The organism is Escherichia albertii NBRC 107761 = DSM 17582 (assembly GCF_000759775.1).
In the GTDB taxonomy this organism is placed as follows: Bacteria; Pseudomonadota; Gammaproteobacteria; order Enterobacterales; family Enterobacteriaceae; genus Escherichia; species Escherichia albertii.
The window spans coordinates 1-23,499 of record NZ_BBMY01000014.1 but is presented as its reverse complement, the minus strand read 5'-3'; the positions used below and the strand labels follow the sequence as shown (position 1 = coordinate 23,499).

Genomic DNA, 23,499 nt, shown 5'->3' with positions numbered 1-23,499 from the left:
CATGAAAAAAGTGTTATCGATTGTTTTGTTATTGTTGGTGGTACTGGGTATTGCCTCCGGTGCGGGCGTCTGGAAGGTTCGCCATTTTGGCGATAGCAAATTACTCATTAAAGAAGAGACCATTTTCACTCTGAAACCAGGGACCGGGCGACTGGCACTTGGTGAACAGCTTTACGCCGACAAAATCATCAATCGACCCCGTGTCTTTCAGTGGCTATTGCGTGTGGAGCCGGAGCTTTCTCACTTTAAAGCCGGGACTTACCGCTTTACACCGCAGATGACCGTGCGCGAAATGCTGCAACTGTTGGAAAGTGGTAAAGAAGCGCAGTTCCCTCTTCGGCTGGTGGAAGGGATGCGCCTGAGCGATTACCTCAAGCAATTACGTGAAGCGCCGTATATCAAACACACGCTGAGCGACGATAAGTACGCTACCGTGGCGCAGGCACTGGAACTTGAAAACCCGCAGTGGATTGAAGGTTGGTTTTGGCCAGACACTTGGATGTATACCGCTAATACCACTGATGTTGCGTTGCTTAAGCGAGCGCATAAGAAAATGGTGAAGGCGGTTGATAGTGTCTGGGAAGGGCGTGTGGACGGACTGCCGTACAAAGATAAAAATCAACTGGTAACCATGGCATCGATTATCGAAAAAGAGACTGCCGTTGCCAGCGAGCGCGCTCAGGTTGCCTCGGTATTTATTAACCGATTACGTATTGGCATGCGCCTACAGACTGACCCGACGGTGATTTACGGGATGGGGGAGCGTTATAATGGCAAGCTTTCTCGTGCTGATCTTGAGACGCCGACAGCGTATAACACCTATACCATCACCGGACTGCCGCCGGGGGCGATTGCCACGCCGGGAGAAGATTCGCTGAAGGCTGCCGCACATCCGGCAAAAACACCGTATCTCTATTTTGTGGCCGATGGTAAAGGCGGACACACGTTTAATACCAATCTTGCCAGCCATAACAAGTCTGTGCAGGATTATCTGAAAGTGCTTAAGGAAAAAAATGCGCAGTAAGTATATCGTCATTGAAGGGCTGGAAGGCGCAGGCAAAACCACGGCACGTAACGTGGTGGTCGAGACGCTTGAGCAACTGGGTATCCACGATATGATTTTCACTCGTGAACCTGGCGGTACGCAACTTGCCGAGAAGTTAAGAAGCCTGGTGCTGGATATCAAATCGGTAGGCGACGAAGTTATTACTGATAAAGCCGAAGTGCTGATGTTTTATGCCGCGCGTGTTCAATTGGTAGAAACGGTTATCAAACCGGCGCTGGCTAACGGCACCTGGGTGATTGGCGATCGTCACGATCTCTCTACTCAGGCGTATCAGGGGGGGGGACGTGGTATTGATCAACATATGCTGGCAACGCTACGTGATGCTGTTTTGGGCGATTTTCGTCCTGACTTAACGCTCTATCTCGATGTTACCCCGGAAGTTGGCTTAAAACGCGCTCGCGCACGTGGAGAGTTGGATCGTATTGAGCAAGAGTCATTCGATTTCTTTAATCGCACTCGCGCCCGCTATCTGGAACTGGCCGCACAAGATAGAAGCATTCACACCATTGACGCTACCCAGCCGCTGGATGCCGTCATGGACGCAATTCGTACCACCGTGACCAATTGGGTTAAGGAGCAGGGCGCATGAGATGGTATCCATGGTTACGACCTGATTTCGAAAAACTGGTAGCCAGCTATCAGGCAGGAAGAGGTCACCATGCGCTACTTATTCAGGCGTTACCAGGTATGGGCGATGATGCCTTAATCTACGCTCTGAGCCGTTTTTTACTCTGCCAACAACCGCAGGGGCACAAAAGTTGCGGTCACTGCCGTGGATGTCAGTTGATGCAGGCTGGCACGCATCCCGATTATTACACCCTGATTCCCGAAAAAGGGAAGAACGCGCTGGGCATTGATGCAGTACGGGAAGTCACCGAAAAGCTAAATGAGCACGCACGTTTAGGCGGTGCAAAAGTTGTCTGGGTAACCGATGCTGCTTTGCTGACCGACGCCGCAGCTAACGCATTGCTGAAGACACTGGAAGAGCCGCCAGCAGAAACCTGGTTTTTCCTCGCTACCCGAGAGCCTGAACGTTTATTGGCGACATTACGTAGCCGTTGTCGGTTACATTACCTCGCGCCGCCGCCAGAACAGTACGCTGTGACCTGGCTTTCACGTGAAGTGACAATGTCACAAGAGGCGTTGCTTGCCGCACTGCGCTTAAGCGCCGGTTCGCCCGGCGCGGCATTGGCGCTGTTTCAGGGAGATAGCTGGCAGGCCCGCGAAACACTTTGTCAGGCGCTGGCATACAGTGTGCAATCTGGCGACTGGTATTCGATGTTAGCGGCGCTTAATCACGAACAAGCTCCGGCGCGCCTGCACTGGCTGGCAACGTTGTTGATGGATGCGCTAAAACGCCATCATGGTGCTTCGCAAGTTACCAATGTTGATGTTCCTGGTGTCGTTATCTCGCTGGCAAATCGTCTTTCTCCCTCGCGCCTGCAAGCTATGCTGGGGGATGTTTGCCACAGTCGCGAGCAGTTAATTTCTGTTACAGGCGTAAACCGCGAACTTCTTATCACCGATCTTTTACTGCGTATTGAGCATTACCTGCAACCGGGCGTTGTGTTACCGGTTCCTCATCTTTAAGAGAGACATCATGTTTTTAGTCGACTCACACTGCCATCTCGATGGTCTGGATTATGAATCTTTGCATAAGGACGTAGATGACGTTCTGGCAAAAGCCGCTGCGCGCGATGTGAAATTTTGTCTGGCGGTCGCCACGACATTACCTGGTTATCTGCATATGCGGGATCTGGTAGGAGAACGCGATAACGTCGTATTTTCTTGCGGTGTGCATCCGCTCAACCAGAATGATCCCTACGATGTAGAAGATTTACGCCGTCTGGCGGCGGAAGAGGGGGTTGTTGCGCTGGGAGAAACCGGGCTGGATTATTATTACACGCCGGAAACTAAGGTTCGTCAGCAAGAGTCCTTCATCCATCATATTCAGATTGGTCGTGAACTGAACAAACCGGTTATCGTTCATACCCGTGACGCTCGTGCCGACACGTTGGCAATTCTGCGCGAAGAAAAAGTGACGGATTGCGGTGGCGTACTACACTGTTTTACAGAGGACAAAGAAACGGCGGGCAAATTACTGGATCTTGGATTTTATATCTCTTTCTCTGGCATTGTGACCTTCCGTAATGCTGAACAATTGCGTGATGCCGCGCGTTATGTACCTCTGGATCGGTTGCTGGTCGAAACGGATTCGCCTTATCTGGCGCCAGTGCCGCATCGAGGAAAAGAGAATCAACCTGCGATGGTTCGTGACGTTGCAGAATACATGGCTGTGTTGAAAGGTGTTGCCGTTGAAGAACTGGCGCAGGTAACCACCGATAACTTCGCCCGTCTGTTTCACATCGATGCTTCCCGCCTTCAATCCATCCGTTGAATGAGTTTTTTTAAAGCTCGTAATTAATAGATAAAACGAGTAAAGTTCACCGCCGCAAATTGGGCGGTGAATAACCATGTTTGAAATATTGTGACATCTATTTTGTCAATATGTGCAACTTCGCTAAAGATCTGAAGTTGAAACGTGATAGCCGTCAAACAAATCGATACTGAATTATTTTACTCTGTGTAATAAATAAAGGGCGCTTAGATGCCCTGTACATGGCGAGGCTCTCCCCCCTTGCTACGCGTGAGAACGTAAAAAAAGCACCCATACTCAGGAGCACTCTCAATTATGTTTAAGAATGCATTTGCTAACCTGCAAAAGGTCGGTAAATCGCTGATGCTGCCAGTATCCGTACTGCCTATCGCAGGTATTCTGCTGGGCGTCGGTTCCGCGAATTTCAGCTGGCTGCCCGCCGTTGTGTCGCATGTCATGGCAGAAGCAGGCGGTTCCGTCTTTGCAAACATGCCACTGATTTTTGCTATCGGTGTCGCCCTTGGCTTCACCAATAACGATGGCGTTTCTGCGCTGGCCGCGGTTGTCGCTTATGGCATCATGGTGAAAACCATGGCCGTGGTCGCACCGCTGGTACTACATTTACCTGCTGAAGAAATCGCCGCTAAGCATCTGGCGGATACGGGCGTACTCGGGGGGATTATCTCCGGTGCGATTGCAGCGTACATGTTTAACCGTTTCTACCGTATTAAGCTGCCTGAGTATCTTGGCTTCTTTGCCGGTAAACGCTTTGTGCCGATCATTTCAGGTCTGGCTGCCATCTTTACCGGCGTTGTGCTGTCCTTCATTTGGCCGCCGATTGGTTCCGCAATCCAGACGTTCTCCCAGTGGGCTGCTTATCAGAACCCGGTAGTTGCGTTTGGTATCTACGGTTTCATCGAACGTTGTCTGGTGCCGTTTGGTTTGCATCATATCTGGAACGTACCTTTCCAGATGCAGATTGGTGAGTACACCAACGCGGCTGGTCAGGTATTCCATGGCGACATTCCGCGTTATATGGCAGGCGACCCGACGGCGGGTAAACTGTCTGGCGGCTTCCTGTTCAAAATGTACGGTCTGCCGGCTGCCGCGATTGCTATCTGGCACTCTGCTAAACCAGAAAACCGCGCTAAAGTGGGCGGTATCATGATCTCCGCAGCGTTGACCTCGTTCCTGACCGGTATCACCGAGCCGATCGAGTTCTCCTTCATGTTCGTTGCGCCGATCCTGTACATCATCCACGCGATTCTGGCAGGTCTGGCATTCCCGATCTGTATTTTGCTGGGGATGCGTGATGGCACCTCGTTCTCGCACGGTCTGATCGACTTTATCGTTCTTTCTGGCAACAGCAGCAAGCTGTGGCTGTTCCCGATTGTCGGTATCGGTTATGCGATTGTTTACTACACCATCTTCCGCGTGCTGATTAAAGCACTGGATCTGAAAACGCCGGGGCGTGAAGATGCGACCGAAGATGCAAAAGCCGCAGGTACCAGCGAAATGGCGCCGGCACTGGTTGCTGCATTTGGTGGTAAAGAAAACATCACTAACCTCGACGCATGTATTACTCGTCTGCGCGTCAGCGTCGCTGATGTGTCCAAAGTGGATCAGGCTGGCCTGAAGAAACTGGGCGCAGCGGGCGTAGTGGTTGCTGGTTCTGGTGTTCAGGCAATTTTCGGTACTAAATCCGATAACCTGAAAACCGAAATGGATGAATACATCCGTAACCACTAATCCGTAAGAAGTTGGGGAGACTAAGGCAGCCAAATGGCTGCCTTTTTTACAGGTGTGTTGATCAACGTTATCCTGCTCGACATGAAAAGGAGCCACCTTGTCTGCTCATTCGCATGTAGAAATGGGAAAATGGCGATGTATGCGGCAGCAAAACGATTTTTTGCTTAATAAATCGTGGGTTAAGGTTGAAAGAGCAGGTTTAACTCGACCATACTCTATACTCGCAGTGTGGTGCGGCGTAGCATGGCGCAACGCATGGCTATTTGAAAAAGGAAAATGTCGTGGCAGAAGAAACTATTTTTAGCAAAATTATTCGTCGTGAGATCCCCTCCGATATCGTCTACCAGGATGAGCTGGTAACGGCGTTTCGCGATATTTCGCCGCAAGCGCCAACGCATATACTGATTATCCCAAATACCCTCATTCCGACCGTCAATGATGTGTCTGCCGAACACGAGCAGGCGCTGGGGCGCATGATTACCGTCGCGGCAAAAATCGCCAGGCAAGAAGGTATTGCCGAAGATGGCTATCGTTTGATCATGAATACCAATCGTCATGGTGGACAAGAGGTGTATCACATCCATATGCACCTGCTGGGAGGCCGTCCGCTGGGCCCAATGCTGGCGCATAAAGGTTTGTAACGATGAGAAAAGGATGCTTTAGGCTGGCGTCACTGATGTTGTTATTGTTGGTGGGGTGTCGCTCACACCCGGAAATTCCGGTGAATGATGAGCAATCGCTGGTGATGGAGTCATCTCTGTTGGCTGCAGGCATTAGCGCAGAAAAGCCCATTCTTTCGACGTCTGATATTCAGCCTTCAGCATCCTCGACGCTTTATAACGAAAGGCAAGAACCCGTTACCGTTCATTATCGTTTTTATTGGTATGACGCCAGAGGGTTGGAGATGCATCCTCTGGAAACGCCACGCAGTGTCACTATTCCTGCACGTTCAGCGGTGACCTTGTACGGCAGCGCCAATTTTCTGGGGGCGCATAAAGTCAGACTTTATCTTTATTTGTAAGGGGTGAATCTTGATGACAAAAATGAGTCGCTACGCCTTAATCACCGCGCTGGCGATGTTTCTCGCCGGGTGTGTGGCGCAACGTGAGCCTGCGCCAGTAGAAGAGGTGAAACCTGTTCCAGAGCAACCAACCGAGCCGCAACAGCCGGTACCGACCGTACCAACAGTGCCGACGATCCCGCAGCAGCCGGGGCCGATTGAGCATGAAGAGCAAACCGCACCGCCTGCGCCGCATGTTCGCCATTATGACTGGAATGGCGCGATGCAGCCGATGGTCAGTAAGATGCTCGCGGCTGATGGCGTGACGGCGGGTAGCGTTCTGTTGGTGGATAGCGTCAATAACCGTACCAACGGTTCGCTGAATGCAGGGGAAGCGACAGAAACGCTACGTAATGCGCTGGCTAATAACGGCAAGTTTACCCTCGTTTCTGCCCAGCAGCTTTCAATGGCCAAGCAGCAGTTAGGTTTGTCGCCGCAGGACAGCTTAGGCACTCGCAGTAAAGCCATCGGTATTGCCCGCAACGTGGGCGCTCATTATGTGCTGTACTCCAGTGCCTCTGGTAATGTGAATACGCCAACCCTGCAAATGCAACTGATGCTGGTCCAGACTGGCGAAATTATCTGGTCAGGTAAAGGTGCCGTTCAGCAACAATAATCCCATTACGCGCGACAAATTACTGTCGCGTTATTTCCCGCAGTATCACCCCGTCGCGACGTTTAATCGTGGACTTAGCGGCGGGAGTTTTCTCATAGAGCATCAGGATCAACGTTTTGTTGTGCGCCAGCCGCATGATCCTGATGCGCCGCAGTTCGCGTTTTTGCGCCAGTATCGGGCTTTATCGCAATTACCCGCCAGCCTTGCGCCAAAGCCGCGTTTATATCTTCGCGGCTGGATGGTCGTTGACTATTTGCCTGGCGAAGTAAAAACGCAATTGCCGGATACCGACGAACTGGCACGCTTGCTGTATTATCTGCATCAGCAACCACGTTTTGGCTGGCGAATAGCGCTGCTACCGTTGCTGGAACAATACTGGCAACAAAGCGATCCGGCACGGCGGACTCCGGGCTGGTTACGGCAGTTAAAACGTCTGCGCAAAATACGTGAACCACAGCCATTACGCTTAAGCCCGTTGCATATGGATGTCCACGCTGGAAATTTGGTCCATAGCGTGTCTGGGCTGAAACTTATCGACTGGGAGTATGCCGGCGATGGGGATATTGCGCTGGAACTGGCGGCAGTGTGGGTGGAAAATACTGACCAGCACCGACGGTTGGTTAATGACTATGCCGCGCAGGCGAAGATTGACCCGACGCGATTATGGCATCAGATCAGGCGTTGGTTTCCCTGGCTGCTGATGCTGAAAGCAGGATGGTTTGAGTACCGCTGGCGACAAACCGGCGATCAACAATTTATCAGGCTGGCCGATGACACCTGGCGGCAGCTATCAATAAAACAATAAGGAGAGCAGTGTGGGTCCAGTAATGTTGGATGTCGAAGGTTACGAACTGGACGCGGAAGAGCGTGAAATTCTGGCGCATCCGCTGGTAGGAGGGCTGATTCTCTTTACGCGTAACTATCACGATCCGGCGCAGTTACGTGAGTTGGTGCGCCAGATCCGCGCAGCTTCCCGCAATCATCTGGTGGTGGCGGTGGATCAGGAAGGTGGTCGCGTGCAACGCTTTCGTGAAGGTTTTACCCGTTTACCAGCGGCGCAATCTTTTGCCGCGCTGTTGGGGATGGAAGAGGGCGGAAAACTGGCGCAAGAAGCAGGTTGGCTCATGGCCAGCGAGATGATTGCCATGGATATTGATATCAGTTTTGCGCCCGTGCTGGACGTAGGGCATATCAGCGCGGCGATTGGCGAGCGTTCTTATCATGCCGATCCCGAAAAAGCGCTGGCAATCGCCAGCCGGTTTATTGATGGTATGCATGAAGCCGGAATGAAGACCACCGGCAAGCACTTCCCGGGTCATGGCGCAGTCACGGCAGACTCACATAAAGAAACGCCGTGCGACCCTCGCCCACAAGCGGAAATTCGCGCTAAAGATATGTCGGTCTTCAGTCGCTTAATCCGCGAAAATAAACTCGATGCCATTATGCCTGCGCATGTGATCTACTGCGATGTTGACCCGCGTCCGGCGAGCGGTTCTCCCTACTGGCTGAAGACCGTTTTACGCCAGGAATTGGGTTTTGACGGCGTCATTTTCTCTGACGATTTGTCGATGGAAGGCGCTGCGATTATGGGCAGTTACGCTGAACGAGGTCAGGCTTCTCTGGATGCGGGTTGCGATATGATCCTGGTCTGCAATAATCGTAAAGGGGCCGTCAGCGTGTTAGATAATCTGTCACCGATCAAAGCAGAACGTGTTACAAGTTTGTATCATAAAGGTTCATTTTCGCGACAGGAACTGATGGACTCGGCTCGCTGGAAAGAGGTCAGCGCCCGTCTGAATCAGTTACATGAACGCTGGCAGGAAGAGAAAGCAGGTCACTAACCCTGACTTATGTGAGGAAGCGATGATTATCTATTTACACGGTTTTGACTCTAACAGTCCGGGTAACCACGAGAAAGTTTTGCAACTACAGTTTATTGACCCGGATGTACGGCTGATAAGCTACAGTACGCGACATCCGAAACACGATATGCAGCATTTACTCAAAGAAGTGGACAAAATGCTGCAACTCAATGTTGACGAGCGTCCGCTGATTTGTGGCGTTGGGCTGGGCGGTTACTGGGCCGAGCGAATTGGTTTTCTCTGTGATATCCGCCAGGTGATCTTCAACCCTAATTTATTCCCGTACGAGAATATGGAAGGGAAGATTGATCGCCCGGAAGAGTACGCTGATATCGCCACTAAGTGTGTGACTAACTTCCGCGAGAAAAATCGCGATCGTTGTCTGGTGATTTTATCGCGTAACGATGAAGCCCTTAACAGCCAGCGAACATCGGAAGAATTGCATCATTATTACGAGATTGTCTGGGACGAAGAGCAGACCCACAAATTCAAAAATATCTCCCCGCATCTGCAACGCATTAAAGCGTTCAAAACCCTCGGATAAATGCCCTCGCCGCATCAGGTAACCTTGCCGATACCTGATGCGCTCCAGATTCTGTAAGTCGGAAAAGGCGTTCACGCCGCATCCGACAGTCAAGCATCAATGCCTGATGCGATGCTACGCATCTTGTCAGGCCTACCAAACGCCCTCCATACCCTACTCACGCTATATCACTCTCAAAAATTCGCTCAAATAACAAACAATGAACTCTGTTTTTTGATCTCACCCGGTAAAATCGCCTATCTTTCCAGCAACAAAACTTGATTCACATCAATTTTGGTATGACCAATGCACCATTCATGTTATTCTCAACAACGAAAAACATTTTCATGGCCGTAACCTGTTGTTAATTAAGAGCTATATAAATAACTATTACTTAACAATTGGTTAATAAATTTAAGGGGGTCACGTTGACTACGCCATTGAAAAAAATTGTGATTGTCGGCGGCGGTGCTGGTGGGCTGGAAATGGCGACACAGCTTGGACATAAGTTGGGGCGCAAGAAAAAAGCCAAAATCACGCTGGTCGATCGTAACCACAGCCACCTGTGGAAACCGTTGCTGCATGAAGTAGCGACTGGCTCGCTCGATGAAGGCGTTGATGCGCTGAGCTATCTGGCACACGCGCGTAATCATGGTTTCGAGTTCCAGCTAGGTTCTGTGGTTGATATCGATCGTGAAGCGAAAACAATCACTATTGCTGAGCTGCGCGACGAAAAAGGCGAGCTACTGGTGCCGGAACGCAAGATCGCGTACGACACGCTGGTAATGGCGCTGGGCAGCACCTCTAACGATTTCAATACGCCGGGTGTAAAAGAGAACTGTATTTTCCTTGATAACCCGCATCAGGCGCGCCGTTTCCATCAGGAGATGCTGAATCTGTTCCTCAAGTACTCAGCTAACCTGGGCGCGAATGGCAAGGTAAATATTGCTATTGTCGGTGGCGGCGCAACGGGAGTGGAACTTTCTGCTGAGTTGCACAATGCTGTGAAACAACTGCACAGCTATGGCTATAAAGGGCTGACCAACGAAGCCCTGAATGTGACGCTGGTGGAAGCGGGCGAACGCATTTTACCAGCGTTGCCGCCGCGTATTTCTGCTGCGGCTCACAGTGAGTTGACGAAGTTGGGCGTTCGCGTACTGACGCAAACTATGGTTACCAGTGCTGATGAAGACGGCCTGCACACTAAAGACGGCGAATATATTGAGGCCGATCTGATGGTGTGGGCGGCCGGGATCAAAGCGCCGGATTTCCTGAAAGATATTGGCGGCCTGGAAACCAACCGTATTAACCAACTGGTGGTGGAACCAACGCTACAGACTACGCGCGATCCTGACATTTATGTCATTGGCGACTGCGCGTCATGTCCGCGCCCGGAAGGGGGCTTTGTCCCGCCGCGCGCTCAGGCTGCGCACCAGATGGCTACCTGCGCAATGAACAATATTCTGGCGCAGATGAGCGGTAAACCGCTGAAAAATTATCAGTATAAAGATCATGGATCGCTGGTATCACTGTCTAACTTCTCAACCGTCGGTAGTCTGATGGGTAACCTGACGCGTGGTTCAATGATGATTGAAGGGCGTATTGCGCGCTTTGTGTACATCTCGCTGTACCGAATGCATCAGATTGCGCTGCATGGCTACTTTAAAACCGGATTAATGATGCTGGTGGGGAGTATCAACCGCGTTATTCGTCCGCGTCTGAAACTGCATTAATCGGCGCACACTGGCGGATGCGGCTTAAATGCCTTATCCGCCCTTGAGGAACAGTGCTAACTGTAGGCCTGATAAGACGTGGTAAGTGTCGCATCAGGCATCCTTTCAGACTCCTCTGAATCCCTCGGTTTTTCCTGTTATTCCCCCGCTTTTCATCTTCTGTCTGATGGTCGTTTCACCTCTTCGCTTGCATGATTGGCATAACTGCAAAGAAGGAGGTGTTCCCGTGAATAAATCTATGTTGGCGGGTATTGGCATTGGTGTGGCGGCTGCACTTGGCGTAGCAGCGGTGGCCAGTCTGAATGTGTTTGAACGCGGTCCGCAATATGCTCAGGTTGTTTCTGCAACCCCAATCAAGGAAACCATTAAAACGCCGCGCCAGGAATGTCGTAATGTCACGGTGACCCATCGCCGTCCGGTACAGGATGAAAACCGTATTACCGGTTCTGTTCTTGGAGCGGTAGCTGGCGGGGTGATAGGGCATCAGTTTGGCGGTGGTCGTGGTAGAGACGTTGCTACGGTGGTTGGGGCGCTCGGCGGCGGGTATGCCGGTAACCAGATTCAGGGATCTCTGCAGGAAAGCGATACTTACACAACTACCCAACAACGTTGTAAAACCGTGTATGACAAATCAGAAAAAATGCTCGGTTATGACGTAACTTACAAGATTGGCGATCAGCAAGGCAAAATCCGCATGGATCATGATCCAGGCACGCAGATCCCGTTGGATGGCAATGGGCAATTAATTCTGAATAACAAAGTATAAAAAGCTGCGTTTTGCAATTTAGCCCCTCATTCGCTCAGGTTGAGGGGCTTTTTTTACGCTACTTCACCAACTCTGGCCATAAGCGCAACGTTGTCTGAGCAATCTGCATTAGTTTTTCCAGCGATGCGCCTTCACGGGCGCTAATCGACATTCCCTGAATAATGCAATTAAGAAATTCGGCGAGATGCGCCACGTCACAGTGAGAGGGGATTTCACCACGAGTCTGCCGTTGATGTAAAAACTGCTGCAGGGTGCGTTCTTGCATGGCATAACGTGATTTTAGTGTATGGGCGATATCACCTGAATCTGGAGAGAGCGTGGTGCAATTGTTGATCATAAAGCAGCCAGCCGGGGTGTCTTTACTGGTAAAACAGCTGGCGATGGCAGCAAAATAGTCAGCCAGCGCAGACTCCACGCTTTTCTCTTCACAAAACAGCTGTGCTTTATGCTTAGCGGCAAAACGCTCGATATAGCGGTCGAGAACGGCGCGGAATAACCCCTCTTTGTTGGTAAATTCCGCGTATAGCGTCGGCGCTTTGGCTCCGGTCGCTTCGACGAGGTCCGCAAGAGAAGTCGCTTCATAACCGTGTTGCCAGAACAATTTCATGGCCTTATCAAGTGCGGCGTCCCTGTCGAACACTTTTGGGCGGCCACGACTTTTTTTTACACAAGGTGTTGAGTCAATTGCCATGATGCCGTTGTACCTGTGGCTGAGAATGAATGGTTATTATAAAAATAATCACCTCCGTTCACCAGTCTGGTGATCAGAAAAATAATCATTTGCTATTTGTATGAAATTTATAGTCTTTTAAATTAATTAATGATTGTTATAAAAAACTTCTTGTATGTGATCCAGATCACATCTATCATTTAGTTATCGATCGTTAAGTAATTGCTTGCGACGCCATTCACCTGCATAAGGCCACTATTATGAAAAACGTAAAAACCCTCATCACTGCTGCTATTTTAAGCGCTATATCATTCGCCAGCTTTGCGGCCGTCGAAGTTCAGGCTACACCAGAAGGTCAACAGAAAGTGGGGACGATTAGTGCTAACGCAGGGACTAATCTGGGATCGCTGGAAGAGCAGTTAGCGCAAAAAGCGGATGAGATGGGCGCAAAATCTTTCCGTATTACTTCTGTAACCGGTCCGAATACCCTCCATGGAACAGCAGTAATTTATAAATAAGCATTAACCCTCATTAATGCCTGCTACTGCTGATTTTTTTCCCCGTAACATGCCGTGTCGCGGGGATTTTTTATTCGGGATTTACAGCGCTTGTTGGTTCACTTGATGATGACGACGCACGTCCACCGGCATCCCGGAGCGTACATCCATCGCATGCTGCATCACTTCCGCGTCAGTTTGCGCCGCATCTTTAAATGCCTGCATTGCGTTGTTGAGCGTAATCGGCAGCAATTGTGGATCGTCATCAATCTTCTCTGATAAAGGCTGATGCACTTCTACCAGGCGTGCGCCGTTTGGTTCCGCCGATACTTTTATTGGCGTATTGATAATATTCACTTTGGTGCCAGGGGTAACCTGGTTAAAAAGTGTTTTGATATCATCATCGCGCAGGCGGATACAGCCAGAACTTACTCGCATACCAATACCGAAATCGGCGTTTGTACCGTGCAGTAAATAGACGCCGCCATAGGCCGCCAGACGAATCGCATGATGGCCCATCGGGTTATCTGGCCCCGCCGGAACCACTGCTGGAAGTTCGATGCCCTGGGCTTTATAACGGGCGCGGATGTTTGCGGTAGGCGTCCAGGTCGGGTTAGCGCGCTTGTCTGAAACAGTGGTTACCATCGTTGGCGTAAGCGTATCGCCACCCAACTGACCAATGCCAATTGGATATACAGTTACTGCGTTTTTACCCGGAGGGTAGTAATAGAGACGCAATTCCGCAATGTTGATAACAATACCTTCGCGTGGCGCATCAGGCAGTAAAGTTTGCAATGGAATGGTTAATACGCTACCCGCACGAGGCACATACGGATCAACGCCTGGATTAGCCTGCAACAGCGCCAGAAAACCGACGTTATATTTTTTGGCGATGGCTTCCAGCGAACCGCCATCATTTTCCACCACATGAAATTTGTTTTCGCCAACCAGACGACTGCCCGCTGGCGGCAGCGGCCAGGTATTGGCTTTTGCCGGTAGCGCCAGCGTTATGGCAGCGGCGAGCGTAAAAAACGTCAACCAGCGAGAAAAACGCATTTTGATCATCACCAAAATCCATAAAAAATAACAGGTTATTGGAATAAAAGATAAGTATGGATTATGAATGTAGGCTGTGTCGGATAGTGCAGGGAAGTGCAAAGAATTTGTAAATGTTGGGGAGGCAGAGATGCCATTTCATGCCGGATGTGGCATGAACGCCTTATCCGGCCTACAAATGCAACACACGGAGCATCCTGTGTAGGCCTGATAAGTGCAGCGCATCAGGTAATTTAGCGAAACGCCCCCCGATTAGCCATCAAGCGATCGCGTTCTCTTCCAGCTCTCGCATAAACTGACGTACCCATTCGATACGCGTTTTCCGCTCGCTCAAATCCTGAATAAACTTCAGGCGCGTCGGGCCATCAAGTCGATAATGCTGCGGTTGTTTTTGCAACAGACCAATTAACCAGGCTGGATTCACGTGATTCTTCTCGGCAAATTCGATCACGCCGCCTTTCTCATTACCTTCCAGCTTCCTGATCCCCAGTTTCTGCGCTTGCTGGCGCAGACGGGCAATATCCAGCAGGGTACGCGCCGGATCCGGCAGCAGGCCGAAGCGATCGATAAGTTCGACTTTGATCTCTTCCAGCTCGTTTTCCGTTTTGGCACTGGCAATACGTTTATAGAACGACAGACGCGTATTCACGTCAGGGATGAAGTCATCCGGCAACAGCGACGGCATTCGCAGTTCGACTTCCGTTTGCTGGCTGGTGAGATCTTCCAGCGACGGCTCGCGTCCGGCTTTCAGCGCATCGACGGCATTTTCCAGCAACTCCATATACAGTGAGAAGCCGATGGTTTCCATCGAACCGCTTTGTTCTTCGCCAAGCAGTTCGCCCGCACCGCGGATCTCCTGGTCGTGCGTTGCCAGCGCAAAACCTGCACCAAGATCTTCCAGCGAGGCAATTGCTTCGAGACGTTTTTGCGCATCGGTAGTCATCGCTTTTGGATGCGGCGTCAGCAGCCATGCATATGCCTGATGATGCGAACGTCCGACACGACCGCGCAACTGGTGTAATTGTGCCAGACCGAAGTGATCCGCGCGTTCAATAATAATGGTGTTAGCGGTTGGGATGTCGATCCCGGTTTCGATAATCGTGGTACAAACCAGCACGTTGAAACGCTGATGATGGAAATCATTCATCACCCGTTCCAGTTCGCGTTCGCGCATCTGTCCGTGACCGATGGCTATCCGCGCTTCCGGTACCAGTTCCGCCAGTCGTTCTGCGGCTTTCTGGATGTTTTCCACGTCATTGTAGAGATAGTAAACCTGCCCCCCGCGTAGAATTTCACGCAGGATAGCTTCTCTGACCACCAGACTGTCGTATTCGCGGACAAACGTTTTGACCGCCAGACGACGGGCGGGGGGGGTTGCGATAATCGACAGATCGCGCATTCCACTCATCGCCATATTCAGCGTACGTGGAATTGGCGTCGCGGTGAGCGTCAGGATGTCAACGTTCGCGCGCATTGCTTTAATACGCTCTTTATGACGCACCCCGAAGCGGTGTTCTTCATCGACAATCAACAGCCCCAAATCTTTAAACTTGACGTCGCTTTGCAGCAGTTTGTGCGTACCGATCAGAATATCGATTTTCCCTTCCGCCACTTCCGTAAGGATTTGCGTCTGTTCTTTGGCGCTGCGGAAACGGGAGATCATTTCGATACGTACCGGCCAGTTGGCGAAACGGTCGCGGAAGTTATCGTAATGCTGTTGCGCGAGAAGGGTGGTAGGCACCAGCACCGCCACTTGTTTGTGGTTTTCCACCGCCAGGAAAGCGGCGCGCATCGCGACTTCCGTTTTACCAAAGCCAACATCGCCGCACACCAGACGATCCATTGCCAGCGGCTGACACATGTCACTAAGCACAGCATTAATGGCTTGCGCCTGATCCGGCGTGGTTTCAAACGGGAAGCTGTCGCAGAACAATTGATACTGCTCACGATCGTGTTTAAACGCGAAGCCCTCTTTGGCGGCGCGTTGCGCGTAGATATCCAACAATTCCGCCGCCACATCACGCACTTTTTCCGCCGCTTTCTGCCGCGCGCGTGACCACGCATCGCCGCCAAGTTTATGCAGCGGGGCATTTTCTTCCGCGCCACCTGCGTAACGGCTAATCAGGTGTAGCGATGACACGGGAACATACAATTTGGCGTCGTTAGCGTAGGTGAGCATCAGATACTCGCCAGTAATGCCGCCTGCTTCCAGCGTGGTCATTCCGGCATAGCGTCCGACACCGTGCTCCAGATGGACCACCGGCTGGCCAATATGCAGTTCCGCGAGGTTGCGGATTAGTGTGTCGGGGTTGATGGCGCGCCGTGAGTCCTGGCGGCGACGGGCAACGCGTTCACCGAGCAGATCGCTTTCGCAAATCAGCGCCAGATTACGCACTGTATCGACAAAACCATGTTCGGCAGCACCAATCATCAGATAACGCCCACGGTCGCAGGCTTCATCAAGACGCATAATGCGTTGCGGAGCAATTTTGATTCGGGCGAGCAGTTCACCCAGCGCTTCACGGCGGCCTTCACTTTCTACCGAGAACACCACCGGACCGTCAAAAGACTCAAGAAATTTACGTAGCGCATCCAGCGGCGCTTTTTGTTGCGCCTGAACGGCCAGATCTGGCAGTTTCTGGAAACCTAAATTGGTATTTGCTGCTTTCGCCGGTAAATGTTCGGTTTTCAACTGCACGCGGGGCCAGTTTTTTAGCTCTGAGAAGAACTCGTCTACCCGCAACCAGAGCGATTGTGGCGGCAATAGAGGCCGCATTGGATCGACGCCGCGATTTTCAAAACGCGTCAGCGTATCGGCCTGGAAACGCTCGGCGCTGTTTTCCAGATCGCCAGTATTTACCAGCAATGTGTTTGCAGGGAAATAACTGAACAGTGGCGGCAGCGGTTCGCTGAAGAACAATGGCTGCCAGTACTCGATTCCGGCAGGCAATGTGCCTTTACTGACTTGCTGATAAATGTGCTCAGGATCACGCTTCACTTCGAAGGTGTCGCGCCACTGACTGCGGAACAGTTCAATTGCCGCTTTATCGGTCGGGAATTCGTGGGCGGGCAACAGATTGATGGCTTCGACTTCTTCCAGCGTACGCTGGCTGTCGACGTCAAACACCCGCAGGCTGTCAATTTCGTCATCAAAGAAATCAAGACGATAAGGGAGTTCGCTGCCCATCGGGAAGAGATCCAGCAGCGCACCGCGCGTAGCGTATTCGCCGTGTTCCATCACCTGATCAACATGGCGATATCCGGCGCTGTCCAGTTGTGCGCGCAGAGTGTCGCGAGACAAACGCTGGCCTTTTTTCATTACCAGCGCATGACCGTGGAGAAAACTGTGCGGACAGACACGCTGCATAAGCGTATTCACCGGAACAATCAGTACGCCGCGCTGCATCGATGGCAACTGGTAAAGGGTCGAAAGGCGTGAGGAGATAATGTCCTGATGAGGCGAAAAACTGTCGTAGGGGAGAGTTTCCCAATCTGCCAGATTCATCACCATCTGGTCGGTGAACTGGCTGATTTCGTCTTGCAAACGCAAGGCATTTTGCATGTCTGGCGCAATAAGCACCACTGGTCCAGCGTGACGTTCGGCAATTTCCGCTACCAGCGTCGCGCAGGCAGCGCCGGTTAACTCGCCCAGCAGACGTTGCTCACCCGCTTTGACGGGCAGCGTATAACGATATTGTTCAGGCATAACGGTTGTCAGATTCTCGTTAGGATATGCCTCAACATATGGGGGCATATCTCCTATAAGCAATGCCGTTCATTATCCGTAATCAACATGGTTTGGCAAATTGAATCGCCCCTGCCGGGGAGAGGGGGGCGGGAACCCGGATATTTGGCTTTTTTCCGCTAACGTTCAGCCCGGAGAAGTGATAAAAACACAGTTTGCTAGCTAATTGATTTACGACTGCTTTTCAGATTAACCCTGACGATCACTTACAGTTCAGACGTTTACCCATTCCACTTTCGCTTATATACTCGTGTCTTTGCTAACAGCAACCAGACGGATTTCATGTACCAACCTGTCGCTCTATTTATTGGCCTGCGTTACATGCGTGGGCGTGCAGCGGATCGCTTCGGTCGTTTCGTCTCCTGGCTTTCTACCATTGGCATCACCCTCGGAGTGATGGCGCTGGTCACAGTATTGTCAGTGATGAATGGCTTTGAGCGCGAGCTGCAAAACAACATCCTTGGCCTGATGCCACAGGCAATTCTCTCTTCTGAGCATGGCTCACTTAACCCGCAGCAACTCCCGGAAACGGCAGTCAAACTGGACGGCGTAAATCGCGTCGCGCCGATAACCACTGGTGATGTGGTACTGCAAAGCGCACGTAGCGTGGCAGTCGGCGTCATGCTGGGTATCGATCCTGCGCAAAAAGATCCTTTAACGCCTTATCTGGTCAATGTGAAACAAGCCGACCTTGAACCGGGGAAATATAATGTCATTCTCGGGGAGCAGCTTGCCTCACTGCTGGGCGTGAATCGCGGAGATCAAATCCGTGTGATGGTCCCTTCCGCCAGCCAGTTTACGCCAATGGGGCGTATACCCAGCCAGCGCCTGTTTAACGTGATTGGCACTTTTGCCGCCAACAGTGAGGTCGACGGCTATGAAATGCTGGTGAATATTGAGGATGCCTCGCGTCTGATGCGTTATCCGGCGGGCAATATTACCGGCTGGCGTTTATGGCTGGATGAGCCGCTGAAAGTCGACTCTTTAAGCCAGCAAAAATTGCCTGAAGGCAGCAAATGGCAGGACTGGCGTGACCGTAAAGGCGAGCTGTTCCAGGCCGTACGTATGGAAAAAAATATGATGGGCTTGCTGCTGAGTCTGATTGTCGCCGTTGCAGCCTTTAACATTATTACATCGCTGGGGCTGATGGTGATGGAGAAGCAGGGCGAAGTGGCAATCCTGCAAACGCAAGGCCTAACTCCGCGACAAATCATGATGGTCTTTATGGTTCAGGGAGCCAGCGCCGGAATTATCGGTGCAATACTCGGAGCCGCGCTTGGCGCGCTGCTTGCCAGCCAGTTGAATAATCTGATGCCGATAATTGGCGTCCTGCTTGATGGCGCGGCGCTGCCGGTGGCTATCGAACCATTGCAGGTCATTGTGATTGCGCTGGTGGCGATGGCTATCGCGCTGTTGTCTACGCTTTATCCTTCCTGGCGCGCTGCCGCCACTCAACCCGCTGAGGCTTTACGTTATGAATAATATCCTGTTGCAATGCGACAACCTGTGCAAACGCTATCAGGAAGGCAGTGTGCAAACCGATGTGCTGCACAATGTCAGTTTCAGCGTGGGCGAAGGTGAAATGATGGCGATCGTCGGCAGCTCTGGTTCTGGTAAAAGTACCTTGCTGCACTTGTTGGGCGGGTTGGATACGCCAACCTCCGGCGATGTCATTTTTAATGGTCAGCCAATAAGCAAATTGTCGTCGGCGGCGAAAGCGGAACTACGTAACCAGAAACTGGGCTTTATTTATCAGTTTCACCACTTGCTACCGGACTTTACTGCGCTGGAAAACGTGGCTATGCCGCTGCTGATTGGCAAGAAAAAGCCCGCTGAAATCAACAGCCGAGCGCTGGAAATGCTCAAAGCCGTGGGGCTGGAGCATCGCGCGAATCACCGTCCTTCAGAGCTTTCCGGCGGCGAACGTCAACGTGTGGCGATTGCTCGTGCGCTGGTGAATAACCCGCGTCTGGTGCTGGCGGATGAACCGACTGGCAACCTTGATGCGCGTAACGCAGACAGTATTTTCCAGTTGCTTGGGGAACTCAATCGTTTGCAGGGAACTGCCTTTTTAGTCGTGACGCACGATCTGCAACTGGCGAAACGTATGAGCCGTCAACTGGAAATGCGTGATGGACGGCTGACGGCGGAACTAAGCCTGATGGGGGCAGAGTAATGGCGATGCCTTTATCGTTATTAATTGGCCTGCGCTTTAGTCGCGGACGGCGACGCGGCGGCATGGTGTCGCTGATCTCCGTTATTTCTACCATTGGCATTGCACTTGGCGTAGCCGTTTTGATCGTCGGCTTAAGTGCGATGAACGGCTTTGAACGCGAACTGAATAACCGCATTCTGGCGGTGGTGCCGCATGGTGAAATCGAAGCGGTTAACCAGCCGTGGACCAACTGGCAAGAAGCACTGGATAAGGTGCAGAAAGTGCCAGGTATTGCCGCCGCTGCGCCATATATCAATTTCACCGGACTGGTAGAAAGCGGTACGAATCTGCGCGCTCTGCAGGTGAAAGGTGTTGATCCACAGCAGGAACAGCAACTTAGCGCGCTGCCTTCGTTTGTTCAGGGAGATGCCTGGAACCATTTTAAAGCCGGTGAGCAGCAGATTATCATCGGCAAAGGCGTGGCGGATGCGCTGAAAGTGAAGCAGGGCGATTGGGTATCGATCATGATCCCAAACTCGAATCCCGAGCATAAACTGATGCAGCCGAAACGCGTGCGCTTGCACATTGCTGGTATTTTGCAGTTGAGCGGTCAACTCGATCACAGTTTTGCCATGATCCCACTGGCAGATGCCCAGCAATATCTTGATATGGGCTCCAGCGTGTCAGGTATTGCCCTTAAAATGACAGATGTTTTTAACGCCAACAAACTGGTACGCGATGCGGGTGAAGTGACCAACAGCTATGTTTATATTAAGAGCTGGATAGGTACTTACGGCTACATGTATCGTGATATCCAGATGATCCGCGCCATTATGTATCTGGCAATGGTGTTAGTGATTGGCGTAGCGTGTTTCAACATCGTCTCCACTTTAGTGATGGCGGTGAAAGACAAGAGTGGCGATATCGCAGTATTAAGAACGCTGGGCGCGAAAGACGGTTTAATTCGCGCTATTTTCGTCTGGTATGGATTGCTGGCGGGGTTGCTTGGCAGCTTGTGCGGTGTCGTTATCGGCGTGGTGGTTTCGCTTAAACTTACCTCGATTATTGATTGGATTGAAAAGCTGATTGGTCATCAATTCCTTTCCAGCGATATCTATTTTATTGACTTCCTGCCATCGGAATTACACTGGCTGGATGTCTTCTACGTACTGGTCACAGCATTGTTGCTGAGTCTTTTGGCAAGTTGGTATCCGGCGCGGCGCGCCAGTAATATTGACCCTGCGCGAGTCCTTAGCGGCCAGTAAAGGCAGTACATTAAACAAGGAGCGGCAATGTATTACGGGTTTGATATTGGCGGAACGAAAATTGCGCTGGGCGTGTTCGACAGCTCCCGGCAGTTGCAGTGGGAAAAGCGGGTGCCGACGCCAAGTGACAGCTATGACGCATTTTTAGATGCAGTGTGTGAGCTGGTTAGCGAAGCTGACCAGCGTTTTGGCAGTAAAGGTTCTGTTGGCATCGGCATTCCGGGAATGCCGGAAACAGAAGATGGCACGCTGTATGCCGCCAATGTCCCCGCCGCCAGCGGTAAACCGCTGCGTGCCGACCTGAGCGCACGTCTGGAGCGGGACGTCCGTCTGGATAATGATGCCAACTGTTTTGCTCTTTCTGAGGCCTGGGACGATGAGTTTACCCAATATCCGCTGGTGATGGGGTTGATTCTTGGTACAGGCGTTGGTGGTGGGCTGGTGTTCAACGGGAAACCGATTACCGGCAAAAGCTACATCACGGGTGAGTTTGGTCATATGCGTTTGCCTGTTGATGCATTAACGTTGATGGGGCTGGATTTTCCGTTACGCCGCTGCGGCTGTGGTCAGCATGGCTGTATTGAAAACTATCTGTCTGGTCGTGGCTTTGCGTGGCTGTATCAACACTATTATCATCAACCGTTGCAGGCTCCCGAGATCATTGCGCTTTATGATCAAGGCGATGAGCAGGCAAGGGCGCATGTTGAGCGTTATCTGGATTTATTAGCGGTTTGTCTGGGAAATATTCTGACCATTATTGACCCAGATTTGGTGGTCATTGGCGGCGGATTATCCAATTTCCCGGCAATCACATCGCAACTGGCGGAAAGGTTGCCTCGTCATCTCTTACCTGTAGCTCGTGTCCCGCGTATTGAACGCGCACGCCACGGAGATGCGGGAGGAATGCGTGGTGCTGCCTTCCTACATCTAACCGATTAAACATCAGAGGTTGTTATGCTGTCGCGTCGGGGTCATCGGTTAAGTCGTTTTCGTAAAAATAAACGTCGCCTGCGTGAGCGTTTGCGTCAGCGTATTTTTTTCAGAGATAAAGTGGTGTCGGAAGCAATGGAAAAACCAAGAGTACTCGTACTGACTGGGGCAGGGATTTCTGCGGAATCAGGTATTCGTACCTTTCGCGCCGCAGATGGTCTGTGGGAAGAACATCGGGTAGAAGATGTGGCTACACCAGAAGGTTTTGATCGCGATCCTGAGCTGGTACAGGCATTCTATAATGCTCGCCGCCGTCAGTTACAGCAGCCAGAAATTCAACCTAACGCCGCGCATCTTGCGCTGGCAAAACTGCAAGAAGCTCTCGGCGATCGCTTTTTGCTGGTGACGCAGAATATCGATAACCTGCATGAACGTGCGGGCAATACCAATGTGATTCATATGCATGGGGAATTGTTGAAAGTGCGTTGTACTCGAAGCGGGCAAGTTCTCGACTGGACGGGTGACGTCACGCCGGAAGACAAATGCCACTGCTGTCAGTTCCCGGCGCAGCTGCGCCCGCATGTCGTGTGGTTTGGCGAAATGCCGCTCGGTATGGATGAAATTTATACGGCTTTATCAATGGCTGATATTTTCATTGCCATTGGCACGTCCGGGCATGTTTATCCGGCGGCTGGTTTTGTCCATGAAGCAAAATTGCATGGCGCGCATACTGTTGAACTCAATCTTGAACCGAGTCAGGTCGGTAATGAATTTGCCGAGAAACATTACGGCCCGGCGAGTCAGGTTGTGCCGGAGTTTGTTGAGACGTTGCTGAAGGGCTTATAAAGCAGGAAGCATTGCCTGATGCGCTACGCTTATCAGGCCTACAAGGGGACGCAATTAATTGAATTTGCGGGTTTTGTGGGCCAGATAAGGCGTTCGCGTCGCATCCGGCATAATAGACGCACACTTTACTGCCTCTTTTACCGTTTACTCGTCAATAGCAGCGCGGCAAGAAACGTACAGACACCTACCAGTCCCGCCCAGAGCAGCGATATTCTGGTAATTGCAAAGCTATTATCGATGTACAAACATAAAGACTGATAACCCATATTGGCGATAGTCATAGCCACAGCAAACTTTAACGCATAATAAAAGCGCGTCGTGTAGTTAAAAATGACAGCAAAGATGATGAACGTAGCGGCCCAGGTGAAAAATCCTAAAGTTGTGGTACTGCCGGGAGGATCATTTTCATGGCTTTGCCCGGAATGTGGATAATACGTTAGCGGCGGCGTAGGCTGGTTTAATATCTGTGCTTGTAGAATATTTAGCGCATTATTGATTCCTTGATACCAAAGATCGGCATGTAAATAAGCCAGCGTGTGATTTTCTATCAGAAGGCCGAGATGTTTATCGTCCAGACCGCTGG

The 23,499-nt window shown here is 51.3% G+C and carries 23 protein-coding genes; 19 read left to right on the top strand and 4 right to left on the bottom strand.

Annotation, left to right across the window (positions count from 1 at the left end; genetic code table 11):
* Window position 1: 1 nt before the first annotated feature.
* From yceG to EA14781_RS04050, 13 genes are all read left to right on the top strand, one after another.
* The gene (yceG, locus tag EA14781_RS04110; RefSeq protein ID WP_000757190.1) at window positions 2-1,024 is read left to right on the top strand and encodes a cell division protein YceG; all 1,023 of its coding nucleotides are present in this window, start codon (window positions 2-4) and stop codon (window positions 1,022-1,024) included.
* Window positions 1,014-1,655, top strand: a complete 642-nt coding sequence (tmk, locus tag EA14781_RS04105) for a dTMP kinase (RefSeq protein WP_001256992.1) — start codon at window positions 1,014-1,016, stop codon at window positions 1,653-1,655. Before yceG ends, tmk begins: the two co-directional genes overlap by 11 nt.
* Window positions 1,652-2,656 (top strand): DNA polymerase III subunit delta', encoded by a 1,005-nt coding sequence (gene holB, locus EA14781_RS04100; protein WP_001267904.1) that lies wholly within the window; start codon window positions 1,652-1,654, stop codon window positions 2,654-2,656. The genes tmk and holB overlap by 4 nt, the downstream gene beginning before the upstream one ends.
* Window positions 2,657-2,666: 10 nt before the next feature.
* Complete coding sequence (locus EA14781_RS04095) at window positions 2,667-3,464, top strand: metal-dependent hydrolase (protein ID WP_000480241.1); 798 nt, start codon at window positions 2,667-2,669, stop codon at window positions 3,462-3,464.
* A 294-nt stretch (window positions 3,465-3,758) separates the two neighbouring features.
* On the top strand, window positions 3,759-5,192 hold the full coding sequence (ptsG, locus tag EA14781_RS04090) for a PTS glucose transporter subunit IIBC (RefSeq protein WP_000475697.1): 1,434 nt from the start codon (window positions 3,759-3,761) through the stop codon (window positions 5,190-5,192).
* A 281-nt stretch (window positions 5,193-5,473) separates the two neighbouring features.
* The gene (hinT, locus tag EA14781_RS04085) at window positions 5,474-5,833 is read left to right on the top strand and encodes a purine nucleoside phosphoramidase (protein WP_002461978.1); all 360 of its coding nucleotides are present in this window, start codon (window positions 5,474-5,476) and stop codon (window positions 5,831-5,833) included.
* A 2-nt stretch (window positions 5,834-5,835) separates the two neighbouring features.
* Window positions 5,836-6,213: a YcfL family putative periplasmic lipoprotein gene (locus EA14781_RS04080; RefSeq protein WP_001225301.1), complete on the top strand. Its 378-nt coding sequence runs from the start codon at window positions 5,836-5,838 to the stop codon at window positions 6,211-6,213.
* Between the two features lie 13 nt (window positions 6,214-6,226).
* Window positions 6,227-6,868, top strand: a complete 642-nt coding sequence (gene lpoB, locus EA14781_RS04075; protein WP_000164433.1) for a penicillin-binding protein activator LpoB — start codon at window positions 6,227-6,229, stop codon at window positions 6,866-6,868.
* Window positions 6,849-7,673, top strand: coding sequence for a thiamine kinase (thiK, locus tag EA14781_RS04070; RefSeq protein ID WP_001116780.1), 825 nt, complete (start codon window positions 6,849-6,851; stop codon window positions 7,671-7,673). Before lpoB ends, thiK begins: the two co-directional genes overlap by 20 nt.
* A 10-nt stretch (window positions 7,674-7,683) precedes the next feature.
* Complete coding sequence (gene nagZ, locus EA14781_RS04065) at window positions 7,684-8,709, top strand: beta-N-acetylhexosaminidase (RefSeq protein ID WP_000529282.1); 1,026 nt, start codon at window positions 7,684-7,686, stop codon at window positions 8,707-8,709.
* Between the two features lie 22 nt (window positions 8,710-8,731).
* A complete protein-coding gene (gene ycfP, locus EA14781_RS04060; protein ID WP_000587933.1) occupies window positions 8,732-9,274 on the top strand; it encodes an alpha/beta hydrolase YcfP in 543 nt (180 codons plus the stop codon).
* A 407-nt stretch (window positions 9,275-9,681) separates the two neighbouring features.
* A complete protein-coding gene (ndh, locus tag EA14781_RS04055) occupies window positions 9,682-10,986 on the top strand; it encodes an NADH-quinone dehydrogenase (protein ID WP_002461983.1) in 1,305 nt (434 codons plus the stop codon).
* Window positions 10,987-11,212: 226 nt separating this feature from the next.
* Window positions 11,213-11,752, top strand: coding sequence for a glycine zipper 2TM domain-containing protein (locus EA14781_RS04050; protein WP_002461985.1), 540 nt, complete (start codon window positions 11,213-11,215; stop codon window positions 11,750-11,752).
* Window positions 11,753-11,810: 58 nt separating this feature from the next.
* Here EA14781_RS04050 and comR read toward each other — a convergent pair whose 3' ends face one another.
* Entirely contained in the window at window positions 11,811-12,443 is a 633-nt protein-coding gene (comR, locus tag EA14781_RS04045) for a TetR family copper-responsive transcriptional repressor ComR (protein WP_000963396.1), read from the bottom strand.
* Between the two features lie 239 nt (window positions 12,444-12,682).
* Between comR and bhsA the strand changes: the two genes are divergently transcribed.
* Window positions 12,683-12,940, top strand: a complete 258-nt coding sequence (bhsA, locus tag EA14781_RS04040) for a multiple stress resistance protein BhsA (protein WP_000800162.1) — start codon at window positions 12,683-12,685, stop codon at window positions 12,938-12,940.
* Between the two features lie 81 nt (window positions 12,941-13,021).
* On the opposite strand, the gene ldtC is transcribed toward bhsA, so the two are convergent.
* Window positions 13,022-13,984: a L,D-transpeptidase LdtC gene (gene ldtC, locus EA14781_RS04035; protein WP_000594307.1), complete on the bottom strand. Its 963-nt coding sequence runs from the start codon at window positions 13,982-13,984 to the stop codon at window positions 13,022-13,024.
* 250 nt (window positions 13,985-14,234) lie between these two features.
* Complete coding sequence (gene mfd / locus EA14781_RS04030; protein ID WP_002461988.1) at window positions 14,235-17,681, bottom strand: transcription-repair coupling factor; 3,447 nt, start codon at window positions 17,679-17,681, stop codon at window positions 14,235-14,237.
* Window positions 17,682-18,002: 321 nt separating this feature from the next.
* Here mfd and lolC point away from each other — a divergent pair, with 321 nt between their 5' ends.
* From lolC to cobB, 5 genes are read left to right on the top strand one after another with little or no spacing between them, the layout of a single operon-like run.
* A complete protein-coding gene (lolC, locus tag EA14781_RS04025) occupies window positions 18,003-19,202 on the top strand; it encodes a lipoprotein-releasing ABC transporter permease subunit LolC (RefSeq protein ID WP_000284706.1) in 1,200 nt (399 codons plus the stop codon).
* Window positions 19,195-19,896, top strand: coding sequence for a lipoprotein-releasing ABC transporter ATP-binding protein LolD (gene lolD / locus EA14781_RS04020; protein WP_001059715.1), 702 nt, complete (start codon window positions 19,195-19,197; stop codon window positions 19,894-19,896). The genes lolC and lolD overlap by 8 nt, the downstream gene beginning before the upstream one ends.
* Window positions 19,896-21,140 (top strand): lipoprotein-releasing ABC transporter permease subunit LolE, encoded by a 1,245-nt coding sequence (lolE, locus tag EA14781_RS04015; protein ID WP_001251383.1) that lies wholly within the window; start codon window positions 19,896-19,898, stop codon window positions 21,138-21,140. The genes lolD and lolE overlap by 1 nt, the downstream gene beginning before the upstream one ends.
* A 27-nt stretch (window positions 21,141-21,167) precedes the next feature.
* The gene (gene nagK, locus EA14781_RS04010; protein WP_000291317.1) at window positions 21,168-22,079 is read left to right on the top strand and encodes an N-acetylglucosamine kinase; all 912 of its coding nucleotides are present in this window, start codon (window positions 21,168-21,170) and stop codon (window positions 22,077-22,079) included.
* Between the two features lie 15 nt (window positions 22,080-22,094).
* Window positions 22,095-22,916, top strand: a complete 822-nt coding sequence (gene cobB / locus EA14781_RS04005; RefSeq protein ID WP_000952754.1) for a Sir2 family NAD+-dependent deacetylase — start codon at window positions 22,095-22,097, stop codon at window positions 22,914-22,916.
* A gap of 137 nt (window positions 22,917-23,053) precedes the next feature.
* Here the strand turns inward: cobB and EA14781_RS04000 are convergent.
* Window positions 23,054-23,499 (bottom strand): hypothetical protein (locus EA14781_RS04000; protein WP_042335396.1); only part of this gene is annotated, 446 nt, incomplete at its 5' end.

Coding starts and splice junctions, on each gene's coding strand:
- lolD (WP_001059715.1), top strand. CDS start 19,195: ATGAATAATATCCTGTTGCAATGCGACAACCTGTGCAAACGCTATCAG.
- nagK (WP_000291317.1), top strand. CDS start 21,168: ATGTATTACGGGTTTGATATTGGCGGAACGAAAATTGCGCTGGGCGTG.
- tmk (WP_001256992.1), top strand. CDS start 1,014: ATGCGCAGTAAGTATATCGTCATTGAAGGGCTGGAAGGCGCAGGCAAA.
- ldtC (WP_000594307.1), bottom strand. CDS start 13,984: ATGATCAAAATGCGTTTTTCTCGCTGGTTGACGTTTTTTACGCTCGCC.
- EA14781_RS04080 (WP_001225301.1), top strand. CDS start 5,836: ATGAGAAAAGGATGCTTTAGGCTGGCGTCACTGATGTTGTTATTGTTG.
- yceG (WP_000757190.1), top strand. CDS start 2: ATGAAAAAAGTGTTATCGATTGTTTTGTTATTGTTGGTGGTACTGGGT.
- ycfP (WP_000587933.1), top strand. CDS start 8,732: ATGATTATCTATTTACACGGTTTTGACTCTAACAGTCCGGGTAACCAC.
- mfd (WP_002461988.1), bottom strand. CDS start 17,681: ATGCCTGAACAATATCGTTATACGCTGCCCGTCAAAGCGGGTGAGCAA.
- comR (WP_000963396.1), bottom strand. CDS start 12,443: ATGGCAATTGACTCAACACCTTGTGTAAAAAAAAGTCGTGGCCGCCCA.
- lpoB (WP_000164433.1), top strand. CDS start 6,227: ATGACAAAAATGAGTCGCTACGCCTTAATCACCGCGCTGGCGATGTTT.
- EA14781_RS04095 (WP_000480241.1), top strand. CDS start 2,667: ATGTTTTTAGTCGACTCACACTGCCATCTCGATGGTCTGGATTATGAA.
- ptsG (WP_000475697.1), top strand. CDS start 3,759: ATGTTTAAGAATGCATTTGCTAACCTGCAAAAGGTCGGTAAATCGCTG.
- bhsA (WP_000800162.1), top strand. CDS start 12,683: ATGAAAAACGTAAAAACCCTCATCACTGCTGCTATTTTAAGCGCTATA.
- lolC (WP_000284706.1), top strand. CDS start 18,003: ATGTACCAACCTGTCGCTCTATTTATTGGCCTGCGTTACATGCGTGGG.
- cobB (WP_000952754.1), top strand. CDS start 22,095: ATGCTGTCGCGTCGGGGTCATCGGTTAAGTCGTTTTCGTAAAAATAAA.
- holB (WP_001267904.1), top strand. CDS start 1,652: ATGAGATGGTATCCATGGTTACGACCTGATTTCGAAAAACTGGTAGCC.
- lolE (WP_001251383.1), top strand. CDS start 19,896: ATGGCGATGCCTTTATCGTTATTAATTGGCCTGCGCTTTAGTCGCGGA.